The following is a 26540-nucleotide window of genomic DNA, read 5'->3' on the forward strand; positions in this document are numbered from 1 at the left end:
TGAATTTTATGACTAAAGTTATGCAGATAACAGCTATATATTCTACTATGAATTGTTTGCTAAAAGAACTTAATATGCAATTGATAAATGAAGGGTATGATTTAATAGGAGTTTGTTCTGAGGATGAAGATGTGAAAGAGTTAGGTGAAGAAGAATTTGATATTGTAAATATTGATATAGACAGGAGTATCAGGCCCTTATCAAATTTGAAGACAATTTATAAACTTTATAGGTTATTTAAAAAGGAAAGGCCAGACATTGTCCATGTACATACTCCAATAGCAGCAGTTCTTGGAAGGATAGCTGCAAAACTTGCCAGAGTTCCAATTGTAATATACACAGCCCATGGATTTTACTTTCATGAAAATATGTCAGCATTAAAATATAAAATCTTTTTAAACATAGAAAAGTATATTGCAAAATATTTTACAGATTATATTTTTACGCAGAGTGCTGAAGATAGATTAACGGCGATAGAAAATAGATTCATAGAGCAAAATAAAATTCTGGCTATTGGAAATGGCGTTGATATTTGGGAAAAATTTAATCCTATAAATATGGATAAGAAAGAGATTGAAGAGTTATACAGAGAGTTTAACTTAAAGAAGGAAGATAAAATAGTTACTTTTATAGGACGATTAGTTAAAGAAAAGGGAATATTGGACCTGTTAGAAGCCTTTGATAGCTTAGAAGATGATAATGTCAAACTTTTGATAGTTGGAGATATAACACAAGGAAGCAGAGACACTGCTACAAAAGAAGTCATTAAAAAGTATGAAGGAAATAGCAATATAATATGTACGGGGTTTAGAAGTGACATAAATAATATTTTACATATGACTGATATTTTTTGTTTACCTTCATATAGGGAAGGGATGCCGAGATCAATTATTGAAGCGATGGCAATGGGATGTACGGTAATCGCAACAGATATAAGGGGATCGAGGGAAGAAGTGGTTGATGGAGAAACCGGATTTTTAGTGCCAATAGATTCACCAACAATTATTTTAGAAAAATTAAAACTGTTACTAAATAATGAAAAAATGCTCGAAGATATGGCTCGAAATGGGAGAGAAAGAGTAGAAATGCATTTCGATGAGAGGAAAGTAATTGATAGGCAATTAGAAATTTATAACCAACTATTACTAGGCAGGTGAAGAAAATATTGAGAGAAGAGAGTACTTTATTAATATCATTAGATTTTGAGCTTCACTGGGGAGTATCAGATAAGAAAACTGTAGAAGACTATAGTGATAATTTACTAGGTGCCCGTAAAGTTGTTCCGGTTATACTAAACCTATTTGAAAAGTATGAAATTCATGCAACTTGGGGTACTGTAGGATTATTATTTTTAGACAATTATGAAGAAGTACTGGAGTATTTACCAGCCAAAAAGCCTAGATATAAAAATGAAAAGTTGTCAGCTTATAAAATAATTAATGATATAGGAAGTGATGAAAAAACTGATCCATTTCATTATGCCAGTAAATTGATAGATAAAATAAAACTTTCTCCAAATCAAGAAATTAGTACTCATACGTTTTCACATTATTATTGTTTAGAAGAAGGTCAAAAAAGTGATGAATTTCAAGAGGATTTAGATCTTGCTATAAAGGTCGCTAAGAAGAAGGAAATAAATATTAAAAGCATAATTTTTCCTAGAAATCAAGTAAACAAAGACTATACATCAAGTTTAATAGAAAAAGGTATTGAAGCCTATAGGGGTAACCAGGAGTTTTGGATTTATAAAGCAAGAAACCAAGAGGATGAAACTCTCTTTAGGAGAGCAGTTAGATTATCTGACAGCTATATTAATGTCTCGGGATATAATTCATACTCCTTAAAAGATGTAAAAGAAGATTACCCTTACAATCTTAGGGCAAGCAGATTTCTTCGACCGTATTCTAGAAAACTAAAACTCTTAGAAAGTATACGTTTAAAAAGAATATTAAATGAAATTACATATGCAGCAAAAAATAATCTAGTCTATCACTTATGGTGGCATCCACATAATTTCGGGGCTAATATTCATGAGAATATCATTTTTTTAGAAAAAATATTAAATCACTATATGAAGATGAATAAAAAGTACGGTATGAAAAGTATGAATATGAAAGAATTAGCAGAGTTTTTGAATACTGAAAGAAAAGGTTCGAAGGTCAAATAGCGTCTAAAGATTTTTAATATAGGGGGAAATCATGGATAGTAAAAAAATCAAATGTTATTATGACCATAAAAATTATAAAAAGCTGAGTGAAATGTTACCATTATCCACGCCACTTTCTATATATATTGATCCAAGTAATGTCTGTAATTTTAAATGTATATTTTGTCCAACGGGAGATAAAGAGTTACTTAGATCAATAAACCGACCAGAAGGAATAATGGATGTAAAATTACTTGAAAAGATAATTGATGATATTAAAGAGTTTGATGAAAAAGTTGAAAAGTTAATATTTTATAAGGATGGAGAACCTCTTATAAATAAGAATTTGAGTAGAATGATAGGGTATGCCTTTGAGAGTGATATAGCGAAGTCAATTGAACTGACAACCAACGGAGCACTGCTTAATAGAGACAGAGCAATTGAGATAATAGAATCGGGCTTAGATAAGATAAGAATTTCTGTTGAGCATGTAAACGATGCAGGGTATAAGTACATAACTAAAACAAATATAAAATATGATGTTATAAGAAAAAATGTAGAAGTTTTGTATGATGAAAGAAATAGGAGAAAAAGTAAATTACATATACACTCAAAAATAGTAGATGCGAACCTATCTGATGAAGATAAAGAAAAATTCATAAATGATTTTTCAAAGATATCTGATACTGTTTTTATTAATGATTTAATGGGATGGAGCTATTCTGAAGTTAAAGATTTTACATTAGGGGATAGCAGAGAGGGAGGTAATAGGTCTATTTGTCCAATAGCCTTTTACTCCATGTCTATCAACTTTAATGGATTAGTATCGGTTTGCTGTTCTGACTGGAGTATGGGAACAATAATAGGCGATTTAAAGAAAGAAAAGTTAAAGGATATATGGAATGGTAAAAGAATGATGGAGTTTAGAACAAATCAACTAAAGGGAAAGCGATCTATAATGGGATCATGTAAAAACTGTGATTATATGCAAATACTTAGCAACAAAAGTAATATAGATGCTTATGCTAACATTATACTTGAAAAATATAAGGATGTAATATGATTGCTTAGAGGGCTATACATGCTAATACAAAAACTATGATGAGTCAAAATCTATATTAGAGAGGGATTTATATGTTAGTAGAAAAAATGATTAAGAGATTAATTGACATAGCAGTATCCTTAATGGGAATAATTCTACTATCTCCTTTGCTCATTATATTATCTATTATTATAAAATCTGATTCTGAGGGATCCGCGTTTTTCAAGCAAAAAAGGGCTGGAAAAGACGGTAAATCATTTACTATATACAAGTTTAGGACCATGTATAGTAATACAGATTCATATGCAAGAAGTCCAGTAGATAATAATGATGTTAGAATAACAGAGGTCGGTAAAATGCTTAGAAAAACAAGTTTAGATGAACTACCTCAATTATTTAATGTTTTAATGGGGGATATGAGTATTGTTGGACCTAGACCATTACTTGAATGTCAAGCCGAAGAATTTAATGATTTTGAAAAACAAAGATTAATAGTTAAACCTGGAATTACAGGTTTAGCACAGATAAATGGACGAGGTAGTTTGAGCTGGGATAAGAAAATGGAATATGATGTTGAATATGTTAATAATAGATCTTTACTATTTGATATAAAAATTGCCTTTAAAACAATTGGAAGTATTATAAAAAGGGAAGATGTATATGAAGATGAAGAAGCCGGATGGGAAAAGTGGAACACATAATATACTAATTTTAAGTATTGGAAGACGGATAGAACTGATACAAAGGTTCAAAAAAGCTAGAGATGAATTAGGTGTAAATGGTGAAATTATTGTCGTAGACATTAGCGAATATGCTCCGGGCCTTTATCATGGTGATAAATATTATTTAGTCCCTAAAGTTTGTGATAGAGGCTATATTACAGCCCTAATTGATATATGTAATAACAATAGCATCGATTTAATTATCCCCACAATAGACACAGAATTACCTGTCTTATCAGATAACAAAGAGAAATTAGAGAAACTAAGTAATGCCAAAGTTTTAGTTTCGAGAAAAGAAGTTATTGAGATTAGTAGAGATAAGTTCAAAACCCATAGATTTTTTAAAGATAATGAGTTTGATACTCCAAAAGTAATAACTGAAAAGGACATAGAAAATAATGAGTATAAATTTCCTTTATTTATAAAGCCTTTCGATGGGAGTTCTAGTAAAGATACCTTTAAGATAAATAATAACAAGGAGCTTGAGTTTTTTAGAAGCTATGTTTCCAATCCAATGATTCAAGAATTCCTTTGTGGCAAGGAATATACGATTGATGTTTTTGTAGATTTTGAGGGGAACCCTATCACAATAGTTCCTAGGGAAAGACTTGAAACTAGATCAGGAGAGGTATCAAAGGGAATAATTATAAAAGATAAAAGTATTATAACTGAAGTTAAAAGAATGATACCACTTTTAAGACCTATTGGACCGCTTACAATCCAATGTATTAAAGACGATAAGAAGAATATAAAATTTATTGAAATAAATCCTAGGTTTGGAGGTGGAGCTCCTATTAGTGTCACTGCTGGAGCAGATACACCTAAATATATTTACAAGCTATTGATGGAAGAAAAACTGGGGTATAACGAAGACTACAAAGAAAATTTAGTAGCTCTTAGATACGATCAATCGGTTTTCTTGGACGATGAAGGATGTGTTATAAAAAATGATTAAAGGTGTAATCTTTGATTTAGATGACACATTGATACATGAAAAAGAATATATATTTAGTGGTTTCAAAGTTGTTTCAAAGAAAATAGAAAAGGACTATAAAATAGACTTACATTCACAAGGTGTATTATCCGACATGATAAGACTGTTTAATTTAAATAAAAGAAACGTATTCAATAGATTGCTGGATTCCTATGGATTAGGTTATTCATCAAAATATATTGAAGATTTAATTAAACTTTATCGTAATCATAGTCCTGAAATCAAGTTATGCGATGATGCAAGGTATATTATTAACTATCTATATAATAAAAAAGTTAAGTTAGGTATTATTACCGATGGATATGAAGTAACTCAAAAAAACAAACTCAGAGTATTAGATATTGATAAATACTTTGACTGTATTGTAATTACAGATGAAATAGGTAGAGAATATTGGAAGCCAAGCGAGGTACCATATCAAATTGTTCAAAGGCAGTTAGGATTAGAATACGAAGAGATGATTTATGTAGGAGATAATATAGAAAAGGATTTTATAACGGCAAATAGGCTTGGGATGGGAACAGTTTCTATTACAAGAAAGGATGGAGTATATAGTGAATTAAATATGTCTGAAAAGTATAATGCAAAATACAAAGTTACAAGCCTAAATGAGTTAATTACATTGAACTATGTGCAATATTAGCAGATTAACCTCCTTTGGAAAATAGACATGTTATAAAATGCAAATTTCTGAAATATATTAGAAGTAATGGCTAGGGGTCACAAAGCCATTCAAAATTAATATTATATAGTGAATAAAGCCTGATTCTATGGAGATTCAAGTCAAAACTTTAGTTTATACGCATCAAAAATCCCATGAATCATCAGGTATTTTGATATGTATAAATTAAGATTTACTTTGAACTCTTTATAGGTGATATTCAATTTATTTATTGAAAAAGGAGGAAGTATGAGAAGATCGGTAAAGATACCAATTCTATTGATTATTGCTATAGTGGCAATATTTATATTAGGAAATTTTTTTCTGTATTTAGTAGAAATGCATAAAATTCAAAATGACCTAGGGATTATAGATGTAAAAGCATTTGGCGCTAAGGGTGATGGAATTACTGATGATACTAAAGCTATTGAAAAGGCTATAGAGGCAGCGCCGGAAGGAAGCATTATAGTAATACCCCCAGGAGAATATAAATGTAATATAACTATTCTTAAATCGAATATAACAATTGCTGGTGAAAGAGGACACAACTATTCAGGTTCCTATTTGACGCCATTTGATACAACAAAGCCATGTGTTCAGATTGGTGATGGTAAAAAGGATATTAGAAATATTAAATTGGATAACATATCTCTCGTTGGTACTGATAATCCAGAACATTACGATTCAGTTGGATTGAAGATATATGGGATATATTACTTATATACTAGTGGTCTGAACATCGAAAAATTTGGAGGGAATAATGTTGAGATAGATTCTGATAAGATACCATCTAGTTATATCTATTTTAATAATTTTAGAACGGGATATAGTCAAAAAAGTGCATTTTATGTGAACTATGGTAAGAAGTGGTCAACTGCTATATACCTTGATACATTCTCCGCAGAAGTTGGCCCTGGGGATAATTCGCGCTGTATAACTCTAAAAGATAAAATTCTTTTAAACTGTTCTAATGGATGGATACAAAGTAAAAACTATAAGGGTATAGAGTTATATGGAGATTCGAAATTAAACTTAACTAATGTACAAATAGATAGTGATGATAGTAATGATGTTTTGGTGAAACAATTTGATGAAAAGATATCTAGGCTATATGGATTGTATACTTTAGACGGATATATAGAAAATAGTGAAGGAATAAAAATGCCAACCTATGGTAGTGGATATTTAAGTTATAAGACGACTTTAAGAGATCCTCTAGTGCATGGAAATATATTTTTAATTGACAAGAATAAATTTAATTCTGAAGAAGATTATATTCCTACCGATGATAATAGAATAGTATTGAGTTCAGGTAGATTATATTTCTATAATAACGGGAAATATTTTTACTTTGATGAGAGTACACAGCAACTTAGAAATTTTGCTACCCATGGTGGATCTAGCAATAGCAGGCCATCCAATCCAATTAAGTACCAACAATACTATGATTCAACTCTAAATAAGTTAATTATATATGATGGAAGTAAATGGAGAGATGCAATGGGAAATATAGTGGGAAACTGATGTGAGTCCTTGTAGGGTAGATAGACCTAATTTCATGCTTAAGTGAAGTGTTTTTCTCATGTCAAATACTTCACTTAGCATTTTTGTTTCAAGTTCTTTAAATATTATATTAGGAGAATAATATTAAAAAAAGAAAATATATATTAATTAAAATAAAAATCTAATATAGAGCTTACAGTCAAAACTTTAATTTATACACATCAAAAATTCCCAGAAACGTCGAATTTTTTGATATGTATAAGTTAAGATTTACTTGTAACTCTATACATATGGAGTGATGCAATGTATATAAAAGGCATATGTCTAGCAATACTATTAATATGTATAAACTTTTTACTACACACTAACATATGTCAAGCTGTAGAGCAGAGCCAATCTGAAAACATAAAAAACCCCCAGCTTAAAGTCACTGAACCATCCACACTAGAGGAAGCAATAAAAATCAGTAAGAGAAAAAACGTTCTTCTCCTAGGAAAGGAAGCCGGACCAAGAACTGACACCATAGTTTTTATAAGCTTTGATCCTGAAACTAAAAAAATAGACATGATATCTATACCGAGAGATACATATTACTATGAAAAAGGCTACGATAATGGTGATCAGCGAAAAATAAATGCTAAATACGGAAGAAGTAAGGAAAAAGGAACAATGGAAGCTATAGGCAAGATACTTGGTGGAGTACCTGTGCATAATTATGTCACTCTGAATTATGAAAGTGTCGAGTTGATTGTTAATGCCCTTGGGGGAGTAGAGGTAGATATTCCACAACAAATTGAAAATATTCCAAAGGGAAAACAGAATTTAGATGGTAAGAATGCATTAGTATTTTTAAGATATAGGAAGGGATATTCAGATGGTGATTTAGGACGGATTAGAGCTCAGCAGCAGTTTATAAAATCCGCAATTCAAAAATTATTTAGTATTGAAGTTTTACCAACTATAAAGGAAACACTTAAAAATATTCAAACGGATATGACTGAGCAAGAGGTATTATCCTATGCTATTCAGACATTAGGTATCAAAACAGAGAGTATTTCAATAAGAACATTACCAGGAAGAGGAAAGTATAAGGAAGTCGGTGGTCGGAAGTGGGCATACTACTTTTATGATCAGGAAAAATCTAAGGAGATAATGTTAGAGATATACGGTGTGGAAAAAAATTAGTTTATGGGGAATGAAAAAATGAATAGAAAATTATTTTTTTCAGTTGTAATTTTAGTTTTTCTGTTAATAGGTTGCAATTACTCCAATAGTCAAAATAGGAATATATATAATAATGATAAAGTAGATCGGAAGAAGGAAATCGATAATCCAAATCAAGAGATAGTAAATACTCAGAAGTTAGATGAAGATAAAATTATTTCAGAAGATGATACGGAAGATAGGACAGCGAAAGGGAATACAGAGAAGACAACTAAGATTGTAGTAGGCAATAAAGATAATAATATTAAAAAAAGTGATAATAAGAAATCATCTAATATAAAGGCAGAAACTAAAACTAATAACCAAGAAATTAAGAAAAATAATGCTGAAGTTAAGATGGTCAGTAAAGCTCCTACCAAGGAGACAAGTATATCGGTAGGATCTAAAGAAAAACCTGACAAAATTAAGCTTACTCCAGAAGCTATGGAGGCTAAAATAGTAAAAAAATACACTGGATTATTTGAGAATCTTAGAACCGAGTATGAGGGTAAGATAGATAACCTTTTAAAGCAGGCGAAAAGTGAGTACTGTGCATTAAGCGATGAGGGAAAAGCAAAGCAAAAGTTCAAATTAGGTATTAAATATCTAAAATTAGGTAGGAATCTGGAAGGTGAATGTGATAGAAGATTTTACTCTCTTCTAGAGAAAATGAAGGTCGAATTGAAAGCTAATAATTTAGAAAGCAATGCTGTTAATGAAGCGGAAAAACAATATAAATCGGAAAAGAGTGGGAGACAGAAGGAACTTTTTAAAAAAGCATTTGGTAAATAGGGATTTAACATCCTAACACCTTGTTAACTTTGAATAGGGACTTACAGTCCCTATTTTTATTTACCAAAAAGTGTATATTCCTAGTATATAAATGATATAATTTTGTATAGAATCTAGAGATAAGCAACTTTAAGGTTTAATAAACTTTTGAGGTTGCATATCTATAGAAAAGAATCGAGAGAATAATGTATCCAGGGGGAAATATGTTTAGAAGAGTAGTGCCGATATTGTTAGTAATAGTTTGGCTTTTTGTAATTTTCAACTTTTCTTCTCAGCAGGGGAATGTGTCACAATCGAAGAGTCAGCAAATTACTGATCATATATCTGAAAATTATGATGAAATCGTAACAGGTATTGATAATGATAAGTTACACTATTTAGTTAGAAAATCAGCCCATGTTTCCTTGTACTTTGTACTTGGTATTCTTGTAATGAATGCCCTATTTCATGGTGGATTTAGAGGTAAAGGTCTTTTCGTTAGGGCCTTCATAATATGCCTTTTTTATGCTTCCATGGATGAGATACATCAAAAATTCATAAGTGATAGAAGTGGAAAATTGACTGATGTGTTTATAGATGGAATAGGAATAGTCTTAGCGATGGCTTTAGCACTTATCTTAGAGAGAGCATATAATGTTATAAGGAAGTGCTAGTAGCTAATGGAGGTGATGATATGAATGGTTTAGTATTAGAAGGCGGAGGAGCTAAGGGAGCTTTTCAAATAGGTGCATGGAAGGCATTGAAGGAGCTTGGAGTTGAAATACAGGGCATATCAGGGACATCGGTTGGAGCATTGAACGGAGCTATAATTGCCCAAGATGAGTTTGAGAAATGTTATGACATCTGGTATAATATGACCCCATCAAGGGTAATAAATATAGATGACAATATTTTAGAAAGACTAATGAAATTCGATATTACACCGGAGAATGTCCACTATATGGTAGGGCAGGCGAAAAAGATATTGGGCAGTAGAGGTCTCGATATATCACCGCTGAAGAGCCTTTTGAAGGAGTTTATATGCGAGGATACTATCAGAGGATCTAAAAAGGATTTAGGGATTGTGACGGTTTCATTAAGTGAGTTAAGACCCTTGGAGCTTTTTATAGAGGATATACCGAAGGGACAACTTATAAACTATCTTGTGGCTAGTGCTTATCTTCCGGTATTTAAACTGGAAAAGATACGGGGTAAACTCTATCTGGATGGTGGGTTTTATGATAATTTACCAATGAGACTTTTAGTTTCCAGGGGATATAGAGACTTGATCGTGGTTAGGCTCTATGGTTTAGGGAGAAGAAGAAGATTTAGAACCGATGGAATTAATATTACCTATATAAATCCCTCGGAAGATCTTGGGATGACCTTGGACTTTACTAAGGAGAGGGCTAGGAAGAATTTAAATCTTGGTTACTTCGATACCTTAAGAACTTTTAAGGGGCTAAAGGGTAATAAATATTATATTGAGTCGAAAAATGATGAAGATTATTTCATGAACTACTTCTTAAATCTTGGGAAAAAAAAGATATTGAAGATAGGCAGAATTTTGGGAGTTGAAGATATGCCCTATAGAAGAATGTTGTTTGAGCATATAATTCCAAGGCTTGGGGAACTTTTAGATGTAGGTAGGGATGAAAGGTATGAAGACATTATCTTAGCCCTGTATGAAAGGGTGGCTAAGGAATATGGAGTTAAGAGATTTAAAGTATATGGATACAAGGATTTTGAAGATACTGTTACAAATAAATTTAGACCATCTAGGGGTAAAATATCAGATATTATACCAAGGGTTTTAAAACAAAGTGACCTGCTCCTTAAAACTGTAAAGGATGATATATTGGATGAGATAGCAAACGAACTATTTGAAAGTTTAATATCAAATTCTACTGCATAGAAATAATAACCCAGAATATTCATAGAAAATTTAAAATGCTGATATGTTCCTTTCTTTTAAGACATCCATTAAATTCTCGACGTACTATTTTAGTATAACTTAAAGTTTAATGAAGGCCTTAGGAATTAAAACTACTTGCATTGTTTCAAATTTTCCATAAATAATCTGGGTTAAACTATACAATTTGCATAAAATTAATTATAAAATTGTATGACTTTGCATAAAAATAGTAAAGTTGAGATATATTTAGTATACATTTAATTGTTTAAATGTTATTTTAATCTATATGAAAAGAAACTCTTAGAATACGGGGGTAATAAGCATGGAGCATTTAAGAAAATATGAAGAATGGATTTCAAATCCATATTTTGATGAAGAGACAAAAAAAGAACTGGAAGGTATAAGGGATAATCCAAGGGAAATTGAAGAAAGATTTTATAAGGACCTTGAATTTGGAACCGGCGGACTTAGAGGGATTATTGGTGCTGGAACAAACAGAATAAACAAGTATAACGTTAGAAAGGCGACTCAAGGTTTTGCTAACTATATATTAAATACTGTGAAGAATCCTAAAGAAAGAGGCGTAGTTATTGCCTTTGATTCAAGACATAAATCTCCTGAATTTGCTATGGAAGCCGCCAAGGTTTTAGCTGGAAACGGTATGAAGGCATATGTTTTTGAGTCCTTGAGATCTACGCCGGAGTTATCCTTTGCTGTAAGGTCACTTGAGGCAGCTGGAGGTATAGTGGTTACAGCCAGTCATAACCCGCCAGAATACAATGGATATAAGGTATATGGAGAAGATGGAGGACAGCTTGTTCCCCAGTATGCCAATATGGTTATAGATGAAATTAGAAAGATTGAAGATTATAGTAGTGTACAATATCTAGAGGAAAAAGATGCCGAGGCCAAGGGACTTATTAGTATTATTGGAGAAGAAATTGATAACAAGTATATAGAGACGGTAAAATCATTATCCCTTAGAAGTGATGTGATAGAAGGGATGGAGGACTTTAAAATAGTCTATACTCCTTTACATGGAACTGGAGCTATGCCCGTAAAAAGAGTCCTGACTGAGATTGGGTTTAAGCACTTTTTCCCTGTCAAAGAGCAGGAAGTCCCCGACAGTAATTTTTCAACTGTGGAATCTCCAAATCCAGAGGAAAGTAAAGCCTTTGACATGTCAATTAACCTAGCTGAAGAAGTGGGTGCCGATATCATTATTGGAACTGACCCTGATTGTGATAGGGTTGGAGCAGTTGTTAAAAATAGAGAGGGTAAGTACCAGGTGCTGACTGGAAATCAAACGGGAGCTCTACTTGTTGATTACATATTATCCTCTATGGGAAACATACCTAAGAATAGCTTTGTAATAAAAACCATTGTTACTTCTGAGCTTGGAAGTAGGATAGCTAAGAGCTATGGTGTAGAAACTATAAATACATTAACAGGCTTTAAATTCATAGGAGAAAAGATAAAGGAGTTTGAGGAAGCGGGAGATAAGAACTTTATTATCGGCTATGAAGAGAGTTACGGTTATTTAGTTGGAACAGACGTAAGGGATAAGGATGCAGTTGTTTCATCACTATTGATTGCTGAAATGGCAGCGTATTATAAATCGAAGAATATGACTTTATTGGATGGACTTGAAGACTTATATAAAAAACACGGTTATTATAAAGAAGTCCTGAAGTCAATAGTTTTAAAGGGCAAGGAAGGATTAGAGAAGATAGGCAGAATAATGGAGAGTCTTAGAAATAATTCTCCACTCAAGATATCAGATATAAAGGTTGATATAGTCAGAGACTATTTAAATGGAAGGGCTAAGATGGTATCGGCAAGTATGGAGAAGGAATTAGATTTACCAAAGTCTAATGTACTTCATTTTACTTTAGAGGATGGGTCATGGTTTGCCGTTAGACCTTCTGGTACTGAACCGAAGATTAAAATATATTTTTCCATCCTAGGAGAGGATAATGAGGAAGCTAGTAATAAATTAGATGTTATTAAAAGTGAAATATTGGAAATGATAGATGAGATAGAGTAGGGGAAACCCTGCTCTTAGTTTTTAGAGGTCTTTTCCCTTAAAGTTTTGTTACTTGGGATATGCTAAGAAGCCTTAAAATTAAGAAAATATCTATGGATTTAAGTAAAGAATTTAATTTATAGATGTCCAAAACTTCAAAAAAAGTTGAGGATTTGTACACCTATAAATTAAGTTTTACTATGTAAATCCTATATGTTAGAATATAATGAAGTAAGATAGATAGTAATGACAAAAACAAGGAGTAGATAATGAAAAAGTCTATATTTAAGGTAATTAAGGGCGGAGGCGGAAAGACTTCAGGTCCAAAATATAAATTTAAAAGGGGCTATGTGACGAATACTAGACTTATGGGTGTAGTAGGTATGAAGCTCTTTTGGGAGAATGAAGAAGGAAATGAATATATTCAATTTTTTCACTTAGACTTTGAGGAATATGGTATTGACGGATACGAAAGTTTAATAAATGGAAGTCAGGAAGAAATCGATTTTATTTCAGCTAAAATGATGGGCGGTCTTGGAGGCCGATTTGTAAGAATATCTAAAAAGGAAGGCGTCTATCTGCTTAATGAGAGCTATAGGATAAACATCAATAATAATGAAGCTCTTCCCCAAGGTATGGAGGAGTATGACTTTTTATTAAATGTTAAAATAAATGCGGATGAAGAATTTGAAATGAAAATATGGAAAAAGATATCTGAAGATATAACTAATGATATTGAACTCATAAATTACTTTGTAATGAGGGCCGTTGGAATGGATAAATGGGGACAGAAGCATTTATGTATAAATGATGAAGCGAAGGAATTCAAACCGACAGATAAAGCCTATACCCTCATTAAGAATATGATAGAACCTTTATATACGGAAGAGGACATAAAATATTATAATGTGGAATCTCTGGTTGATTTAGATAAGGGATACCAATTAATAATTTCTAAGATAGGTGTAAAACAAACTGAAGATGGTCCGAGGGTTGCTTATGCCATGGTAGATAATAGGATGAAGATATCATCGATAGAAGCTACTTTCCAGCTTAAAAAGCCTGAGTATATTTTGGTTTATTCTATTGATGATCTGATAGAGGTTGCTGAGATTTTAGATAGAGATAAGCCTAATGCAATGCAAAATATCCATGAGACTGGATTTCTATATACGGAATTCAATTCTAATAATAATCATGTTAAGAATCCCGTATACTACTTAAATGGAGACATATTTGCTGTATATTTTATTACTACTCAAAATCAATTAGCGGTTAGTACCTTCACAGAGGAAAATTTAGAAGCGATAAAAAAATATTTTAGTGGTAAAGATTTTAAAGGTATGATGGAATTGGAGGGTGAGTTTAAGACGGATACTCCAATATTATATGAATTTGTCCATAGTGGATATGAAGATTTTTTTGACTTTTTAAATGATGAGGAATAAGGGGATAGGATATGGCAGCACTAGAGCAGGTAATTATTTTATTTTTATTGATTATTGTAGGATATATCATAAAGAAGCTTAAGGTAATATCGAATGATATGAATAAAGATATAAGCAATCTAGTTATGAATGTAGCATTACCTGCATTTATAATAAAAGCTATGAATTTTTCATTTGAGCCCGATGTCTTGATTGAAAGTGGAAAGTTAATTATTATATCGGCCTGTGTATATTCTTTTGTCATAGCCTTTTCTTTTTTTGTAACTAATATTATGAAGGTTAGCGGAAAGACTAGGGATGTATATCAATACGTCATAACCTTCTCAAATGTTGGCTACATGGGATATCCAGTAACTAAAGCATTGATGGGTGATATAGGGGTTTTTTATGCTGCCCTGTATAATATTTCTTTTAATATTTTGACTTGGACTATTGGAGTATATTTTTTAACTAGAAACAATAAGGGTGAAGGCCAAGAAAGTAGTAATAGTAAGATAAGGTATATAAAGAAATTTATAAATCCAGGAATGGTTGCAGTTATTATTGGATTTATGCTGTTTCTATTTTCAATTGAATTACCTTATACCATATATAAGACCCTAGATATAATGGGAAGTCTTACGACTCCCCTGGCTATGATATTTATTGGTTCCATACTTGCTGATGTTAAGTTTTCTGAGATATTTACAGAAACTAAAACTTTTATAGTGTGTGCTATTAGATTATTAATTTTGCCGATTTTAGTGATGAGTGTGTTAAAGGCTTTAGGCTTTAGTGGATACTTAGTATCTATTCCTGTAATAATAACTGCAATGCCTGCAGCTGCTAATGCAGCAATAATGGCGTCTCGGTTTAATAACGATTATCACCTAACATCTAAGATAGTATTTTTATCAACACTTTTCTCTGTATTTACGATACCACTTATAGTAATGTTAACTAAGGAAATTGCACAATTTTAACTTGGCAGAATTGCATATGCGAATATCATCCCTAATTTAAGTATTTAAAATAGAGCATATTTTGGTGGTATGGCTTAAGAAATTTTAAAACTATATATTGTATAGAGATTCCAGTCAAAACTTTAATTTATACACATCAAAAATCCCAAGAAGCATCGGATATTTTGATATGTATAAATTAAGATTTACTTGCAACTCTATACAGTAAGTTGTTTAAGATAGAATTATGCAATTTGCTCTATTCGTAGTTAGCAGCCCTCAATAGACTTTTACCAATTACTTCAGCCATTTCCATTACTAAACTGAGTCTGATGTTATGAATAGGAAAAAAATCATCAAAGGTAAACTTATCTACTATACCAACTATTGAAATATCCCCAACGGAGGGGAGATTTTTACCGACACCTTTGCCTGGAAAAATTGGACTATGTCTTATTTGAATACTACCTATATATTTTTCTTCACCAAGACAGGCATCTACGGCGATTATATCTGAATTTCTATGTTTACTATTTATTTTTTTCATTTCTTCTTTAAGGTTAACGGCATGTATTGGATTCTTTAATGTTCCATAAACGGGATATTTATATTGTCCCCTTGTAAGTAAGGTTCCAACTAAAGGGCCTAAGGCATCTCCAATACATCGGTCGGTACCAATGCATACTATTATGGCATCCTTACTGAGTCGTTTAGATAAATTTTCTGATAGAATATTAATGGCATATTTGTCCTTGTAGTGGATTTTAGCCTTAGTTATTGGGTCAAGATTTTTTTTTATGCTCAAAAGAAAAAACACCCCCTCATATGATATATATGAGGGGGTTATATGTTTTAACCCAGATTATTCATAGAAAGTTTGAAAATATGCAAGAAAATACATCTAATCATTATTTGTATTTATCAATTTATGATATTCAACAATTAATTTATTAAGCTCATTGCTTTTGCTTACAAGCTCATCAATGGTCATATTATGTAAATTTCCATCTATTTTCTCTGATATCTCATCCCTAAGTTTTTCTATTCTAGTACTTAAGCTGCTTTTTTTGTCCATAATAAAACCTCTTTCCATATATATAAATAACTTTATCCCTAAAAAAATTAACAACCATTTATTATTACAACAGAGGAATTTATCTTTCTCTTAAGATGTTTATAATTAATGATATGCACTAATTAAATTATATGACAATATTCTATTGATTTCAACAAAATTACACACAGAGGTTAATTCTTTTAAAGGAATAGAAAAAAATATTTTTGACGAGAATACTAAATAAGATAAAAATAATAACTAGAGATTTGGAGGTGGAATTATCAAAAGAAAAATATATCTTATACTAGTGATTGTAGTAACCTTTACTACAACAAAGGCAATCATGTATTTACATCCAGATAGCGATGGGATGCTTGGCAATGAGAAGTATCTTCAGCTATCAAACTTTGTAACAAGTTTTAAAAGCGAAGCCGCTAGAAATGATGAAGTATTCCATGAAGTAGATAATCAAACATTAGATGAATTTATTAAATTTTACAGCAATAAGGAAGTAGGAAAACTAGAAATATTTGAGAAGGAAGAGATAAGGTACATATTAGAGAGCATGGGCAAGTATAATACTGATAAACTTAAGAAGCTTTTAAAAATTTCTAGAGAAAAAAAGGAAGAAATGATTTATACGCTGTTAAGCGAAAATCTATTTGATGAGCAATTAATGATCTTGAATGAAATGGTGAAGTAGGGATGAGCTTCTAGCTACTTGCTGCTAGCTGCTAGGAAAAGATTAAAAAGAGAAGAGTTATAGGAAATAACTAAGGGAACGGTTTAACCGTTCCCAGAAATTTTTAGCTAATAAATTTTTGTAGACCTAATAGAATTGACTTAAATTAGAGCTAGTAGCTAGCCGCTATTTCTCATACATATCCTTTATCTCATAGGTTACATGACCATCGTTTACTGTAAATATCATGTATTTAAGCTGCTTATAATCGAATTTGTTGTGAGTAGGATAGGTTTTTAATTTGACTATCCTTATACCATCGGTAGCTTCAACTTCAAAATTCTTATCGTTTCCACCCGTAAATATCCAAACATCTATATTTTTGTCTTCCTTGAGGTTTTTAAGGGTATCAAGGAATAGTTTTTCTTCAAGCTTATCTTTGAAGCTTAAAGGCTTTGGCAATGTAACAAAAAGGCTGTCGGAGTCTATTGTTTTAAGTGTATTAAGTAACCAAGTCCATTGATTGTAGTCAGTTGCTCTGATACTACCATTGTTATTGTTATTAAGCTTTATAAATGAGCTATTCTTAAATTTAGTATGGGAATAGCCAGAAGCCACAACCATATAATCCTTTGATAACTTTTCTTTCAATTTATCATCCAGTTGATTTGTAAATAGACTTAAGTCCACATCATTGGAAACATTGGAAAGTTTATTTACAACAAGGTTGTCTAACAATGTATCCATATCTGAGATTCCACCGTGGGCTAAAAATCTAAAGGAATTTTCATTTTTTAGATCCACAGAAACATTTCTTGTATCAGAGTAAACAACAGTATCCTTTGGAATTTCCTTATTGATCTTTGATTTATAGAAGGCTGTCAAATCGTCGATGTAAATATATCCAGAGTCTTTGTAGCCAGGCTCTATTTCAACCAAATACAATCTTTCTAGTTTTAAAGGCGCTACAGCTCCAGAAGGAACAGATGCCTCTACAAACTTCCACCCTTCCCAGTCAACATATCTTTCAAAAGTCAGACTGAAGGAATTTCCATTTGAATCCGTTAGCTTTCCTCTAAGCCAATGACTATTTCCCTTGTTACCATATACCCACATTCCTAGCTTTTCAGGTCTCTCTTCCATAGGGATACCATCATTATCAAAGACAATATAGGCAGCCTTAGTATCATTTGCATTGCTGAAATCATAGCTTAATTTAACAGAAGAGTCACCGGACTTCTCTTTAGATGATAATTCAAGGTCTCCTGCAACTTCATTAGGATAAGGCAGGAAGCTCCCATTCAAGCTCTCAAAGTCTTCTAAAACAGTACTCAAAAGACCAGTTGAAACATGTATATAAGCATTAAGATCATAGAAAGATGCCTTTATTAGATCGTTGCTCACTTTATCGGTACTTATAAATGTGTTATCTTTTATTTTCCCCATATTGTCTGGAATTGACCAAATTAAAGCACTTGAGTCTATTCTTGCTTCATATCCTTCATCGTTAGTAGCGATTACGGATATAGGTACTTGCTTTCCAGACTCTACATATATCTTCGATGGAGATATTTTTAGTTCTATTGGATTATCAAGAGCTTTTACTTCAATAGAAGCAGTTTTTCCTCTATAGGATGCTGTTATAGTTCCCTTTCCGACACTCTGAGGAATAAATTTATTCTCAACAAACCTTCCTTCTATTCCTTCAATACTCCATTCAGCTTCAGTTGGATCTATTTCAACAGGATTATAATTTTTATCGTATCCCTTTATAAAAAGTTCCCTTGACGTATCAATAAAAATATTATTATCGGAGGTATCTAGTTTTATGCCCTTTAGTGAGGATTCTGGACCATTGTTTAGAACGGCAAGACCATTCATAATACGTCGTTCATAACCACCAGAGGGATGATTTACTATATCTAGCTCCATGTCACCTGAAGATTTTACAATCATTTCTGTGGAACCACCACCATCAAGATTGATTCCATTATAAGCTCCAAGCTCAAGAAGAATTTCGGCTAGTTCTTTTTGCGTTACACCGGGATAAGATGCATTTCGGCCATCAATTGTTACCATGATAACCTCTTTTTTATCTTGGCTAATACCGATGGCAGTTCTTGGATGACTTCCAGAAATGTTAAGGGAGAATTCATCGGGAATGCTTCCATCTTTTAGTATTTCAGCTCCTCCACCCATAGCTAATGCAAGTTCTTTGAAGTCAGGTGTACTTGAAACATCTACTAAAACCCTATCACCAACTGAAAAGTTATTCAGTATATGCTCCTTTGTGGTACCGGCAGCGGCTATAATATATCCATCTTCAGGAATCTCTATGGCCTCAAGATTATCTCGAATTTCCTTTATCTTATCTTTAATAATAATCAGCTCTACTATGTTTTCATGTTTCTCTTTACCAAAGGAAAGTTTTCCCCATGATTTATCTAAGAGAATAACACCGTTATTAACATAAGATTTATTCTTATGGTTAATATCTAATATGTAATCATTATCTAAATTCATAAGTTTTTGAGTATTTCCAGCCCAATAATCTATAAAGGCTTTGCCATCATTATCTATATTAAAGGTAGCAAAGTCAGGACTGTTTTTGGATGATGTAACAAGGTCGCCATCCCTAACTATGGGGCCAATTGTTGAAAACTCTTTTGTATCGTAAAAATCTCCATTAACAGCTCCTATAATCCTACTAGCAGATTTATTCTTAGAAGCAAGACCCGTTAAAGCATCTCTGCCTGACATTCCAGTTTCACTTGTTATTACATCTAAAGAAGTATATTTATCATCAAGGTCAATTCTGAGGATATTCATATTTAACCAACCTCTATTGGTAAACCTTGATATTTTTTCGTAAACTACACCCCTAGATATATTTTCTGAGGATCTTTCTTCATGGATCTCAACAAAGTCAGCAAAGGAAAAGGTAATAACGGTATTAAAAATCAAAGCTGTAGTCAATAGTTTAATAAGGCTCTTTTTCAAGTTCAACTTATTTATCCTCCTTTATTTCCCAGATATTTAACTGTTTTTTGTTCTTTAATGCGTTCAATAGATTTTGCTTTGCATGGGGTATATCTTTATAAAATTTCATAAGGGATTGCTTCATGTATTCCCTTTTGGTATTGCCATCAGCAGGGCAGAGACTCTTTACTTCAGGTAGATTATGTCTTCTGACTGCCTTTATTATTTCTTTTTCTTCAGCATAAATCAGAGGTCTTATCATTGTAAGATCCTTCCTACTAAGATAGGTCACGGGGTTAAATGTGTGAATTCTACCCTCATAAAACATACTTAGAAACAAAGTCTCAATTGCATCATCCATATGATGACCAAGGGCCAATTTAGTTACTGAATTTTCCTTACAAAGGCTATGAAGGGCAGCCCTTTTAAATCTAGAGCACAGAGAACAGGGATTTTTCTCCTTTCTCTCTTCGAATACTATCCTTCCGATTTCTGTAGGTTTTATTATGTATTCTATATTTAGTTCATCACACATCTTTTTAATAGGAGTTAGATCAAAATTTTCAAAGCCAAGTGTTAATGTAAGGGCTTTGAGATCATACTTCACCGGTGAAAAGTTCTGGAAAAGCTTAAGGGCATATAAGAGTGCAACACTATCCTTCCCTCCAGAAACTCCAACACCTATAACATCTCCATCCTGAATCATATCAAAGTCTATAACGGCCTTCTTAATGCAGCCTAAAATTTTTCTCAATCTAATCCCTCATTTATGTAATGTATAAAAATTTAGTCATAAAACTTATTTTGTGAGAATAAGAAATAATATTGTACATGTTATTTTGATAGCTAATTGTTTATTGTTATCAGCAAAGCTTCTATTAGTTTTCCATACAATAATTATACTTTAATAACAAAGCTTAACATAATTAAAAAATAATTAAATATGTGTTACAATATGTATTTCTTGAGATGGGAATTTAAACTATATAAAGTAGCACAGATCTACTCGTTATGATATTCTATAGATGTTGGAAGGTCTTATCTTTAGGGGTTATATGTTAACTATATAGAAGTTATAAATCGAACAGATAAAAAAGTGCACTATTTAATGTAATAACTTTGTATAAAATGTCAATTATACAAACACAGGTCTATATATAGTGGGTGATAAAAGGTGAACCTATGGGATTTTCTGTCGGGAGAATTGAAAATACTAGTGATTTCCAGTCTTCCAATAATAGAATTAAGGGGGGCCATTCCCTATGCTATATCGAGGGGGATGAATCCTTTACATGCAGCTTTATTATGCATAGGAGGTAGTATGATTCCTGTACCTTTTTTGCTATTCTTTTTAAAACCTTTTTTCGCTAGTTTGAGAAACATTTTGATGATAGAGAAATTTGAAAAATGGCTTATCAAAAGAGTAGAGAGAAAGGCTAGAAACATAAAGAAATATAGTATATTTGGATTAGTTCTTTTTGTTGCCATACCGTTACCATCAACTGGTGTCTGGACTGGGTCTGTAGCTGCAGCTTTATTTAATCTTAGAATCAAGCATGCATTTTTTGCAATACTCATGGGGAATACTATAGCGGCATCTATAATAACATTTTTAAGCTATTTTGCAGCTAGAAATATGTAGATGAGTAAGTTTAAGCCTGTAGGTTTTGAATAGATAGTACTTAAGTGAGGAAACTGCATAATTCTAACTTGGCAGAATTGCATAATAAATGAGGTAAAGCTCTAGGGAGTTTAAGACTATATATAGTAGAAAATTTTTTTAGATGGTAATTATGCAATTTGCTCAAATAACAAAAAAAATAGTAATATAAAAATATTTTTGTAGAAATATGTTGACTAGAATATATATATATGGTACTATTTTTATGTCAAATTGAATAACTTGCTTCACCTTATCAAGAGCGACGGAGGGAATAGGCCCTATGAAGTCCAGCAACCGGTACAATGTATACGGTGCTAAGTCCTACGGAATATGATATTCTGGAAGATGAGGAATCTGTGATTAAAACCTCTTCTTGCGGAAGAGGTTTTTTAGTGCCCATTATATGTAAAATGATTAATTGAGGGCATACTAAAAAAGTAATATTATCTTGATAAAAATATTCAAATAACAACAAAAAATTATTTTAATATGAATTAAACAGAGATTCAAGTAAAGCTATTGATTTATACATCCTAAAAACTCCTAAAAATGCTGAGTATTTGTGTGTGTATAAATTGAGTTTTACTAAGAACTCTATACACAAGGAGGAAAAGGAATTGAAAAGATTATTTACATCAGAATCTGTTACAGAAGGGCATCCAGATAAGATTTGTGACCAAGTTTCAGATTCAATCCTAGATGCTATATTTGCAAAGGACCCTAATGCCCGTGTAGCATGCGAAACTTCTGTTACAACAGGATTAGTATTAGTGGCTGGTGAAATTTCTACTACTTGTTATGTAGATATACCAAAGATCGTAAGAAAAACTATTGAAGAGATTGGATACACTAGAGCTAAATATGGATTTGACTCTGATACTTGTGCAGTACTTACTTCTATAGATGAGCAGTCTCCTGATATAGCTATGGGAGTAGATGAAGCATTAGAGAGCAAAGCTGGTGAAATGAATGATGAGATTGAAGCTATCGGTGCTGGAGACCAAGGGATTATGTTTGGTTTTGCTTGTAATGAAACTCCAGAATTAATGCCTCTACCAATCGCTCTTTCCCATAAGCTTGCTAGAAGACTTTCAGAAGTAAGAAAAAATGGAACTTTAAAGTATCTTCGTCCAGATGGTAAAACTCAGGTTACAGTAGAATATCAGGACAATAAGCCTGTTAGAGTTGATACTATCGTTATATCTACTCAACATGGACCAGAGGTTAGTCGTGAGCAAATAGAAAAAGACTTGATCGAAAATGTAGTAAATAAAATAGTACCACATGAATTATTAGATGAAAACACAAGATACTTAATCAATCCTACTGGTAGATTTGTTATAGGTGGACCTCAAGGTGATGCAGGATTAACAGGAAGAAAGATTATTGTTGATACTTACGGAGGATACTCTAGACACGGTGGTGGAGCTTTCTCAGGAAAAGATCCAACTAAGGTTGATAGATCAGCTGCTTATGCTGCAAGATACGTTGCAAAAAATATTGTTGCTGCAGGTCTTGCTGATAAATGTGAATTAGAGCTTGCTTACGCTATCGGTGTTGCTCAGCCAGTTTCTATATTAGTTGAAACTTTCGGAACTGGAAAGGTATCTGAAGAAAAATTAGTTGAGCTTGTTAAGAAGCACTTTGATTTAAGACCAGCTGCTATTATAAAGGATTTAGATTTAAGAAGACCTATATATAGACAAACAGCTGCATATGGACACTTTGGAAGAACAGACATAGATTTACCATGGGAAAAGACTGATAAAGCTGAAATACTTAGAAAAGAAGGACTTGGAGAATAATAATCGGCCCTTTGTTAAGAGCCTAAAGATTAAGAAAGACGGCAAGGATGCCGTCTTTCTTATTGCTTGACAATATCAAATTGATTATCTAAAATTATGACACTATGTTTTGATTGATACTTTTAAGCTAAATATTAGTCTCTTACTTCCCTGTTTTTAAAGAGGAAGCTTATTGCATATGCGCCTGCTATACCAACAACACCATATACAATTCGACTTATTCCTGATGCTTGACCTGCTGATATAGCTCCGGAACCTCCTAATAATGCGGCTACTAGGTCATAACCAAAGAGACCCACTAATAGCCAGTTAAGAGCTCCTATTATTACTAGTACAAGAGCTACTCTATCCATAACTTATCTCTCCTTTTTAGGGATATTTAAATAAATATTCATCCCTTAACTTGTTTCAAGTATTATTATTCCAATTTCAAAAATAAAAAAACATATATAAATATGCTAAAACAAGAAAAAAATGTAAAAAATGCAACCTTGATAGTTCGAATTCCTAATTATGTTATAATAGGGAGTAAGAGCAAAATACTATCTAATATTATGTGGTGATTTTATGTCTATGGAAATTAACGGTGTTGTGAAGGAAATTATATTTAGAAATGAAGATAATGGCTATGTAGTAGCTAGTATAGATACAGGGAAAGAAGATGTAGTAGTGGTAGGATATATACCTATTATAAATGTTGGCGAGACTATGTCTTTTAGCGGAAGTATTACAGTTCATCCTATATATGGTGAACAATTGCAGGTAGTAAATAGCAAGCAAATTCCACCGGAAACTCTAGAGGGAATTAAAAGCTATCTTTCATCGGGTTTGCTCAAGGGAATTGGGGAAAAGATGGCCGAGCGTATAGTAGAAAGGTTTGGGAAAGATGCATTAGATATTATTCAATATCATCCTGATAGGCTGACCGAAGTAAATGGTATAGGCGATAAGAAGGCTAAGGATATTGCTGAAGCCTTTGAGGAGCAGAGAGAGATTAAGGAAGTTATGGTTTTTTTAGGACAGTTCGGTGTATCAACAGCCTATGCAGTTAAGATATTTAAGAAATATGGAGATAAAACCATAGAAAACCTAAGGGAAAACCCCTATAGATTAGCCGATGATATTTCTGGAATAGGTTTTAAAATGGCCGATACAATTGCTAAAAGGATGGGGATTGATCCAAAATCACCCTATAGGATTATGTGCGGTATAAAGTATGCCTTGACTCAGTATAATCTTGAGGGTCATACTTATGGCGTTAAGGAAGCGTTAATCGATAGAACCTGCGAAATTTTGGGTTTAGACGCTAGTATGATAGAGGATGGAATTATCACTTTAACTATAAATGGAGAGATTCATCAAGAAAACGTTGATGATAAGATAGCCGTATTTCCAATGGCATTTTTTTATGCGGAGACGGGAGCATGTAAAAAGCTAATAGAGTTAGCAGGGACAAGCTTTGAAAATCCAAATATAGACTTAGAAGAAGAAATAAGAAATATTGAAAAGGATGGAGACATTGCTTTAGCAGCGAATCAAAGGGATGCAGTTAAAGAGGCGTTCTCAAATGGAGTTACTGTAATAACTGGTGGACCGGGAACGGGAAAAACAACTACTGTAAACAGTGTCATAAAGCTATTTGAAGGCCAAAACCTAAAGATAGGACTGGCAGCCCCGACGGGCAGAGCAGCTAAAAGACTTACTGAGACTACCGGGAGAGAAGCTAAAACCATCCATAGGCTTTTGGAATATTCCTACTCCGATGATGGCGGTGGAATGGGCTTTATGAAGAATGGTGAGGAGCCACTGAGCTTTGACGTGATTATTGTTGATGAGGTTTCAATGGTTGATATACTTTTAATGTATCATTTGCTCAAGGCCATCCCTCCAGATACTAGAGTAGTCCTAGTTGGTGATGTGGATCAGCTTCCGTCGGTTGGTCCTGGAAATGTACTCCATGACATAATAGAAAGTGGAATAGTCAAGGTAGTAAGGTTGACGGAGATATTTAGACAAGCCAAGGAAAGTATGATAGTTGTGAATGCCCATATGATAAATAAGGGAGAGAAACCAAAGCTTAATGTAAAGGATAAGGATTTTTTCTTTTTGCCGAAGAGAAACCAAGACGATATACTCCATACCATAAAGGAGTTATGTGTAAAAAGATTACCGAAATTCAACGACTATGACCCACGAAGAGATATTCAGGTACTAACCCCGATGAAAAATAGCAGGATTGGAACAAATAATATGAATAACGAGCTTCAGAACATACTTAATCCAGAGTGCAACTCAAAGAGAGAAAAAAAGATAGGAGACAGGTTGTTTAGAGTCGGAGACAAGGTAATGCAGATAAAAAATAACTATAATATAAAGTGGAAGAGTGAAGATGGATTAAGAAAAGGAGAAGGAGTATTCAATGGAGACATAGGATATGTGACCTTTATAGATGACGAAGCGAAGACTATATCGGTTTGTTTCGATGATGAAAAAAATGTGGAATACGATTTTGCAGGCTTGGATGAAATAGTACTTGCCTACTCCATAACTATCCATAAGAGTCAAGGTAGTGAGTTCCCCGTAGTCGTTATGCCGATTTGTTGGGGTCCTCCAATGCTACTGAATAGAAATCTGCTTTACACAGCAGTTACCCGTGCCAAGGAATTAGTTGTTCTAGTGGGTATGGAGAAATATCTATATATGATGATTAAAAACGAAAGGAATTCAAATAGAAACTCAGGGCTAAAATTTAGACTCAAGAGAATAAAGGATGAGAAGCTTATCGATTGGTAAAGAAAAAGTGACTAAAGTACTTTGATAGTTCTAAGTTATAAGATCATTCTTTTATACTTTTGAGTAAGAAATAAGCTTTGAGGTTGAAATGTGACATGGGGACTGGCCCATCTGACATACGTTCTTTCCAGTGTGTCTGGGGGCCTGTCCACGTGTCATATTTCCAAACTCGAGAAAACAACTATTTAT

23 protein-coding genes and 1 riboswitch are annotated in these 26540 nt (G+C 32.7%); of the genes, 18 read left to right on the forward strand and 5 right to left on the reverse strand.

Going from position 1 to position 26540, the window contains the following annotated elements; translation table 11 throughout:
* Nucleotides 1-8 precede the first annotated feature (8 nt).
* The 14 genes from R9X47_RS19150 (at nucleotide 9) to R9X47_RS19215 (ending at nucleotide 15393) form a co-directional block, all read left to right on the forward strand.
* Nucleotides 9-1157, forward strand: coding sequence for a glycosyltransferase family 4 protein (locus R9X47_RS19150; RefSeq protein ID WP_432662627.1), 1149 nt, complete (start codon nucleotides 9-11; stop codon nucleotides 1155-1157).
* A gap of 8 nt (nucleotides 1158-1165) precedes the next feature.
* Nucleotides 1166-2167: a polysaccharide deacetylase family protein gene (locus R9X47_RS19155; protein WP_432662628.1), complete on the forward strand. Its 1002-nt coding sequence runs from the start codon at nucleotides 1166-1168 to the stop codon at nucleotides 2165-2167.
* Nucleotides 2168-2198: 31 nt separating this feature from the next.
* Nucleotides 2199-3209, forward strand: coding sequence for a radical SAM/SPASM domain-containing protein (locus R9X47_RS19160; RefSeq protein ID WP_432662630.1), 1011 nt, complete (start codon nucleotides 2199-2201; stop codon nucleotides 3207-3209).
* A 71-nt stretch (nucleotides 3210-3280) separates the two neighbouring features.
* Entirely contained in the window at nucleotides 3281-3889 is a 609-nt protein-coding gene (locus tag R9X47_RS19165) for a sugar transferase (protein ID WP_432662632.1), read from the forward strand.
* Nucleotides 3849-4865, forward strand: a complete 1017-nt coding sequence (locus R9X47_RS19170; protein WP_432662634.1) for an ATP-grasp domain-containing protein — start codon at nucleotides 3849-3851, stop codon at nucleotides 4863-4865. Before R9X47_RS19165 ends, R9X47_RS19170 begins: the two co-directional genes overlap by 41 nt.
* Nucleotides 4858-5547, forward strand: a complete 690-nt coding sequence (locus tag R9X47_RS19175) for an HAD family hydrolase (RefSeq protein WP_432662635.1) — start codon at nucleotides 4858-4860, stop codon at nucleotides 5545-5547. Before R9X47_RS19170 ends, R9X47_RS19175 begins: the two co-directional genes overlap by 8 nt.
* Nucleotides 5548-5814: 267 nt before the next feature.
* Complete coding sequence (locus R9X47_RS19180) at nucleotides 5815-7089, forward strand: glycosyl hydrolase family 28-related protein (RefSeq protein ID WP_432662636.1); 1275 nt, start codon at nucleotides 5815-5817, stop codon at nucleotides 7087-7089.
* Nucleotides 7090-7371: 282 nt separating this feature from the next.
* The gene (locus R9X47_RS19185) at nucleotides 7372-8253 is read left to right on the forward strand and encodes an LCP family protein (RefSeq protein WP_432662638.1); all 882 of its coding nucleotides are present in this window, start codon (nucleotides 7372-7374) and stop codon (nucleotides 8251-8253) included.
* A gap of 18 nt (nucleotides 8254-8271) precedes the next feature.
* Entirely contained in the window at nucleotides 8272-9063 is a 792-nt protein-coding gene (locus R9X47_RS19190; RefSeq protein ID WP_432662639.1) for a hypothetical protein, read from the forward strand.
* 203 nt (nucleotides 9064-9266) lie between these two features.
* Nucleotides 9267-9716, forward strand: coding sequence for a VanZ family protein (locus R9X47_RS19195; RefSeq protein WP_432662641.1), 450 nt, complete (start codon nucleotides 9267-9269; stop codon nucleotides 9714-9716).
* Between the two features lie 20 nt (nucleotides 9717-9736).
* Entirely contained in the window at nucleotides 9737-10957 is a 1221-nt protein-coding gene (locus R9X47_RS19200; protein ID WP_432662642.1) for a patatin-like phospholipase family protein, read from the forward strand.
* Nucleotides 10958-11279: 322 nt separating this feature from the next.
* On the forward strand, nucleotides 11280-13004 hold the full coding sequence (locus R9X47_RS19205; protein WP_432662643.1) for a phospho-sugar mutase: 1725 nt from the start codon (nucleotides 11280-11282) through the stop codon (nucleotides 13002-13004).
* A gap of 248 nt (nucleotides 13005-13252) precedes the next feature.
* Nucleotides 13253-14431: a hypothetical protein gene (locus R9X47_RS19210; protein ID WP_432662645.1), complete on the forward strand. Its 1179-nt coding sequence runs from the start codon at nucleotides 13253-13255 to the stop codon at nucleotides 14429-14431.
* A gap of 11 nt (nucleotides 14432-14442) precedes the next feature.
* Complete coding sequence (locus R9X47_RS19215) at nucleotides 14443-15393, forward strand: AEC family transporter (RefSeq protein WP_432662646.1); 951 nt, start codon at nucleotides 14443-14445, stop codon at nucleotides 15391-15393.
* Between the two features lie 238 nt (nucleotides 15394-15631).
* Here R9X47_RS19215 and yyaC read toward each other — a convergent pair whose 3' ends face one another.
* Nucleotides 15632-16150, reverse strand: a complete 519-nt coding sequence (gene yyaC, locus R9X47_RS19220; protein WP_432667667.1) for a spore protease YyaC — start codon at nucleotides 16148-16150, stop codon at nucleotides 15632-15634.
* A gap of 123 nt (nucleotides 16151-16273) precedes the next feature.
* Complete coding sequence (locus R9X47_RS19225) at nucleotides 16274-16447, reverse strand: aspartyl-phosphate phosphatase Spo0E family protein (RefSeq protein ID WP_432662647.1); 174 nt, start codon at nucleotides 16445-16447, stop codon at nucleotides 16274-16276.
* Between the two features lie 325 nt (nucleotides 16448-16772).
* On the opposite strand from R9X47_RS19225, the gene R9X47_RS19230 reads away from it, so the two are divergent.
* A complete protein-coding gene (locus R9X47_RS19230; protein WP_432662648.1) occupies nucleotides 16773-17132 on the forward strand; it encodes a hypothetical protein in 360 nt (119 codons plus the stop codon).
* A 165-nt stretch (nucleotides 17133-17297) separates the two neighbouring features.
* On the opposite strand, the gene R9X47_RS19235 is transcribed toward R9X47_RS19230, so the two are convergent.
* Nucleotides 17298-20117, reverse strand: a complete 2820-nt coding sequence (locus R9X47_RS19235) for a phosphodiester glycosidase family protein (protein WP_432662649.1) — start codon at nucleotides 20115-20117, stop codon at nucleotides 17298-17300.
* Nucleotide 20118: 1 nt separating this feature from the next.
* The gene (locus R9X47_RS19240; RefSeq protein WP_432662651.1) at nucleotides 20119-20844 is read right to left on the reverse strand and encodes a tRNA 2-thiocytidine biosynthesis TtcA family protein; all 726 of its coding nucleotides are present in this window, start codon (nucleotides 20842-20844) and stop codon (nucleotides 20119-20121) included.
* 420 nt (nucleotides 20845-21264) lie between these two features.
* Here R9X47_RS19240 and R9X47_RS19245 point away from each other — a divergent pair, with 420 nt between their 5' ends.
* Nucleotides 21265-21732, forward strand: a complete 468-nt coding sequence (locus tag R9X47_RS19245) for a COG2426 family protein (protein ID WP_432662652.1) — start codon at nucleotides 21265-21267, stop codon at nucleotides 21730-21732.
* Between the two features lie 268 nt (nucleotides 21733-22000).
* Nucleotides 22001-22105: riboswitch (SAM riboswitch) on the forward strand.
* A gap of 265 nt (nucleotides 22106-22370) precedes the next feature.
* Nucleotides 22371-23558 carry a methionine adenosyltransferase gene (metK, locus tag R9X47_RS19250; protein WP_432662654.1) on the forward strand — a complete coding sequence of 396 codons (1188 nt, stop codon included), beginning with the start codon at nucleotides 22371-22373 and terminating at the stop codon, nucleotides 23556-23558.
* Between the two features lie 134 nt (nucleotides 23559-23692).
* Here metK and R9X47_RS19255 read toward each other — a convergent pair whose 3' ends face one another.
* A complete protein-coding gene (locus tag R9X47_RS19255; RefSeq protein ID WP_432662655.1) occupies nucleotides 23693-23911 on the reverse strand; it encodes a DUF378 domain-containing protein in 219 nt (72 codons plus the stop codon).
* A 214-nt stretch (nucleotides 23912-24125) separates the two neighbouring features.
* Between R9X47_RS19255 and recD2 the strand changes: the two genes are divergently transcribed.
* Nucleotides 24126-26351 (forward strand): SF1B family DNA helicase RecD2, encoded by a 2226-nt coding sequence (gene recD2, locus R9X47_RS19260; RefSeq protein ID WP_432662656.1) that lies wholly within the window; start codon nucleotides 24126-24128, stop codon nucleotides 26349-26351.
* The last annotated feature ends 189 nt before the right edge of the window (nucleotides 26352-26540 follow it).

It is taken from the genome of Wukongibacter baidiensis, assembly GCF_050888315.1.
Taxonomy (GTDB): Bacteria; Bacillota; Clostridia; order Peptostreptococcales; family Caminicellaceae; genus Wukongibacter; species Wukongibacter baidiensis.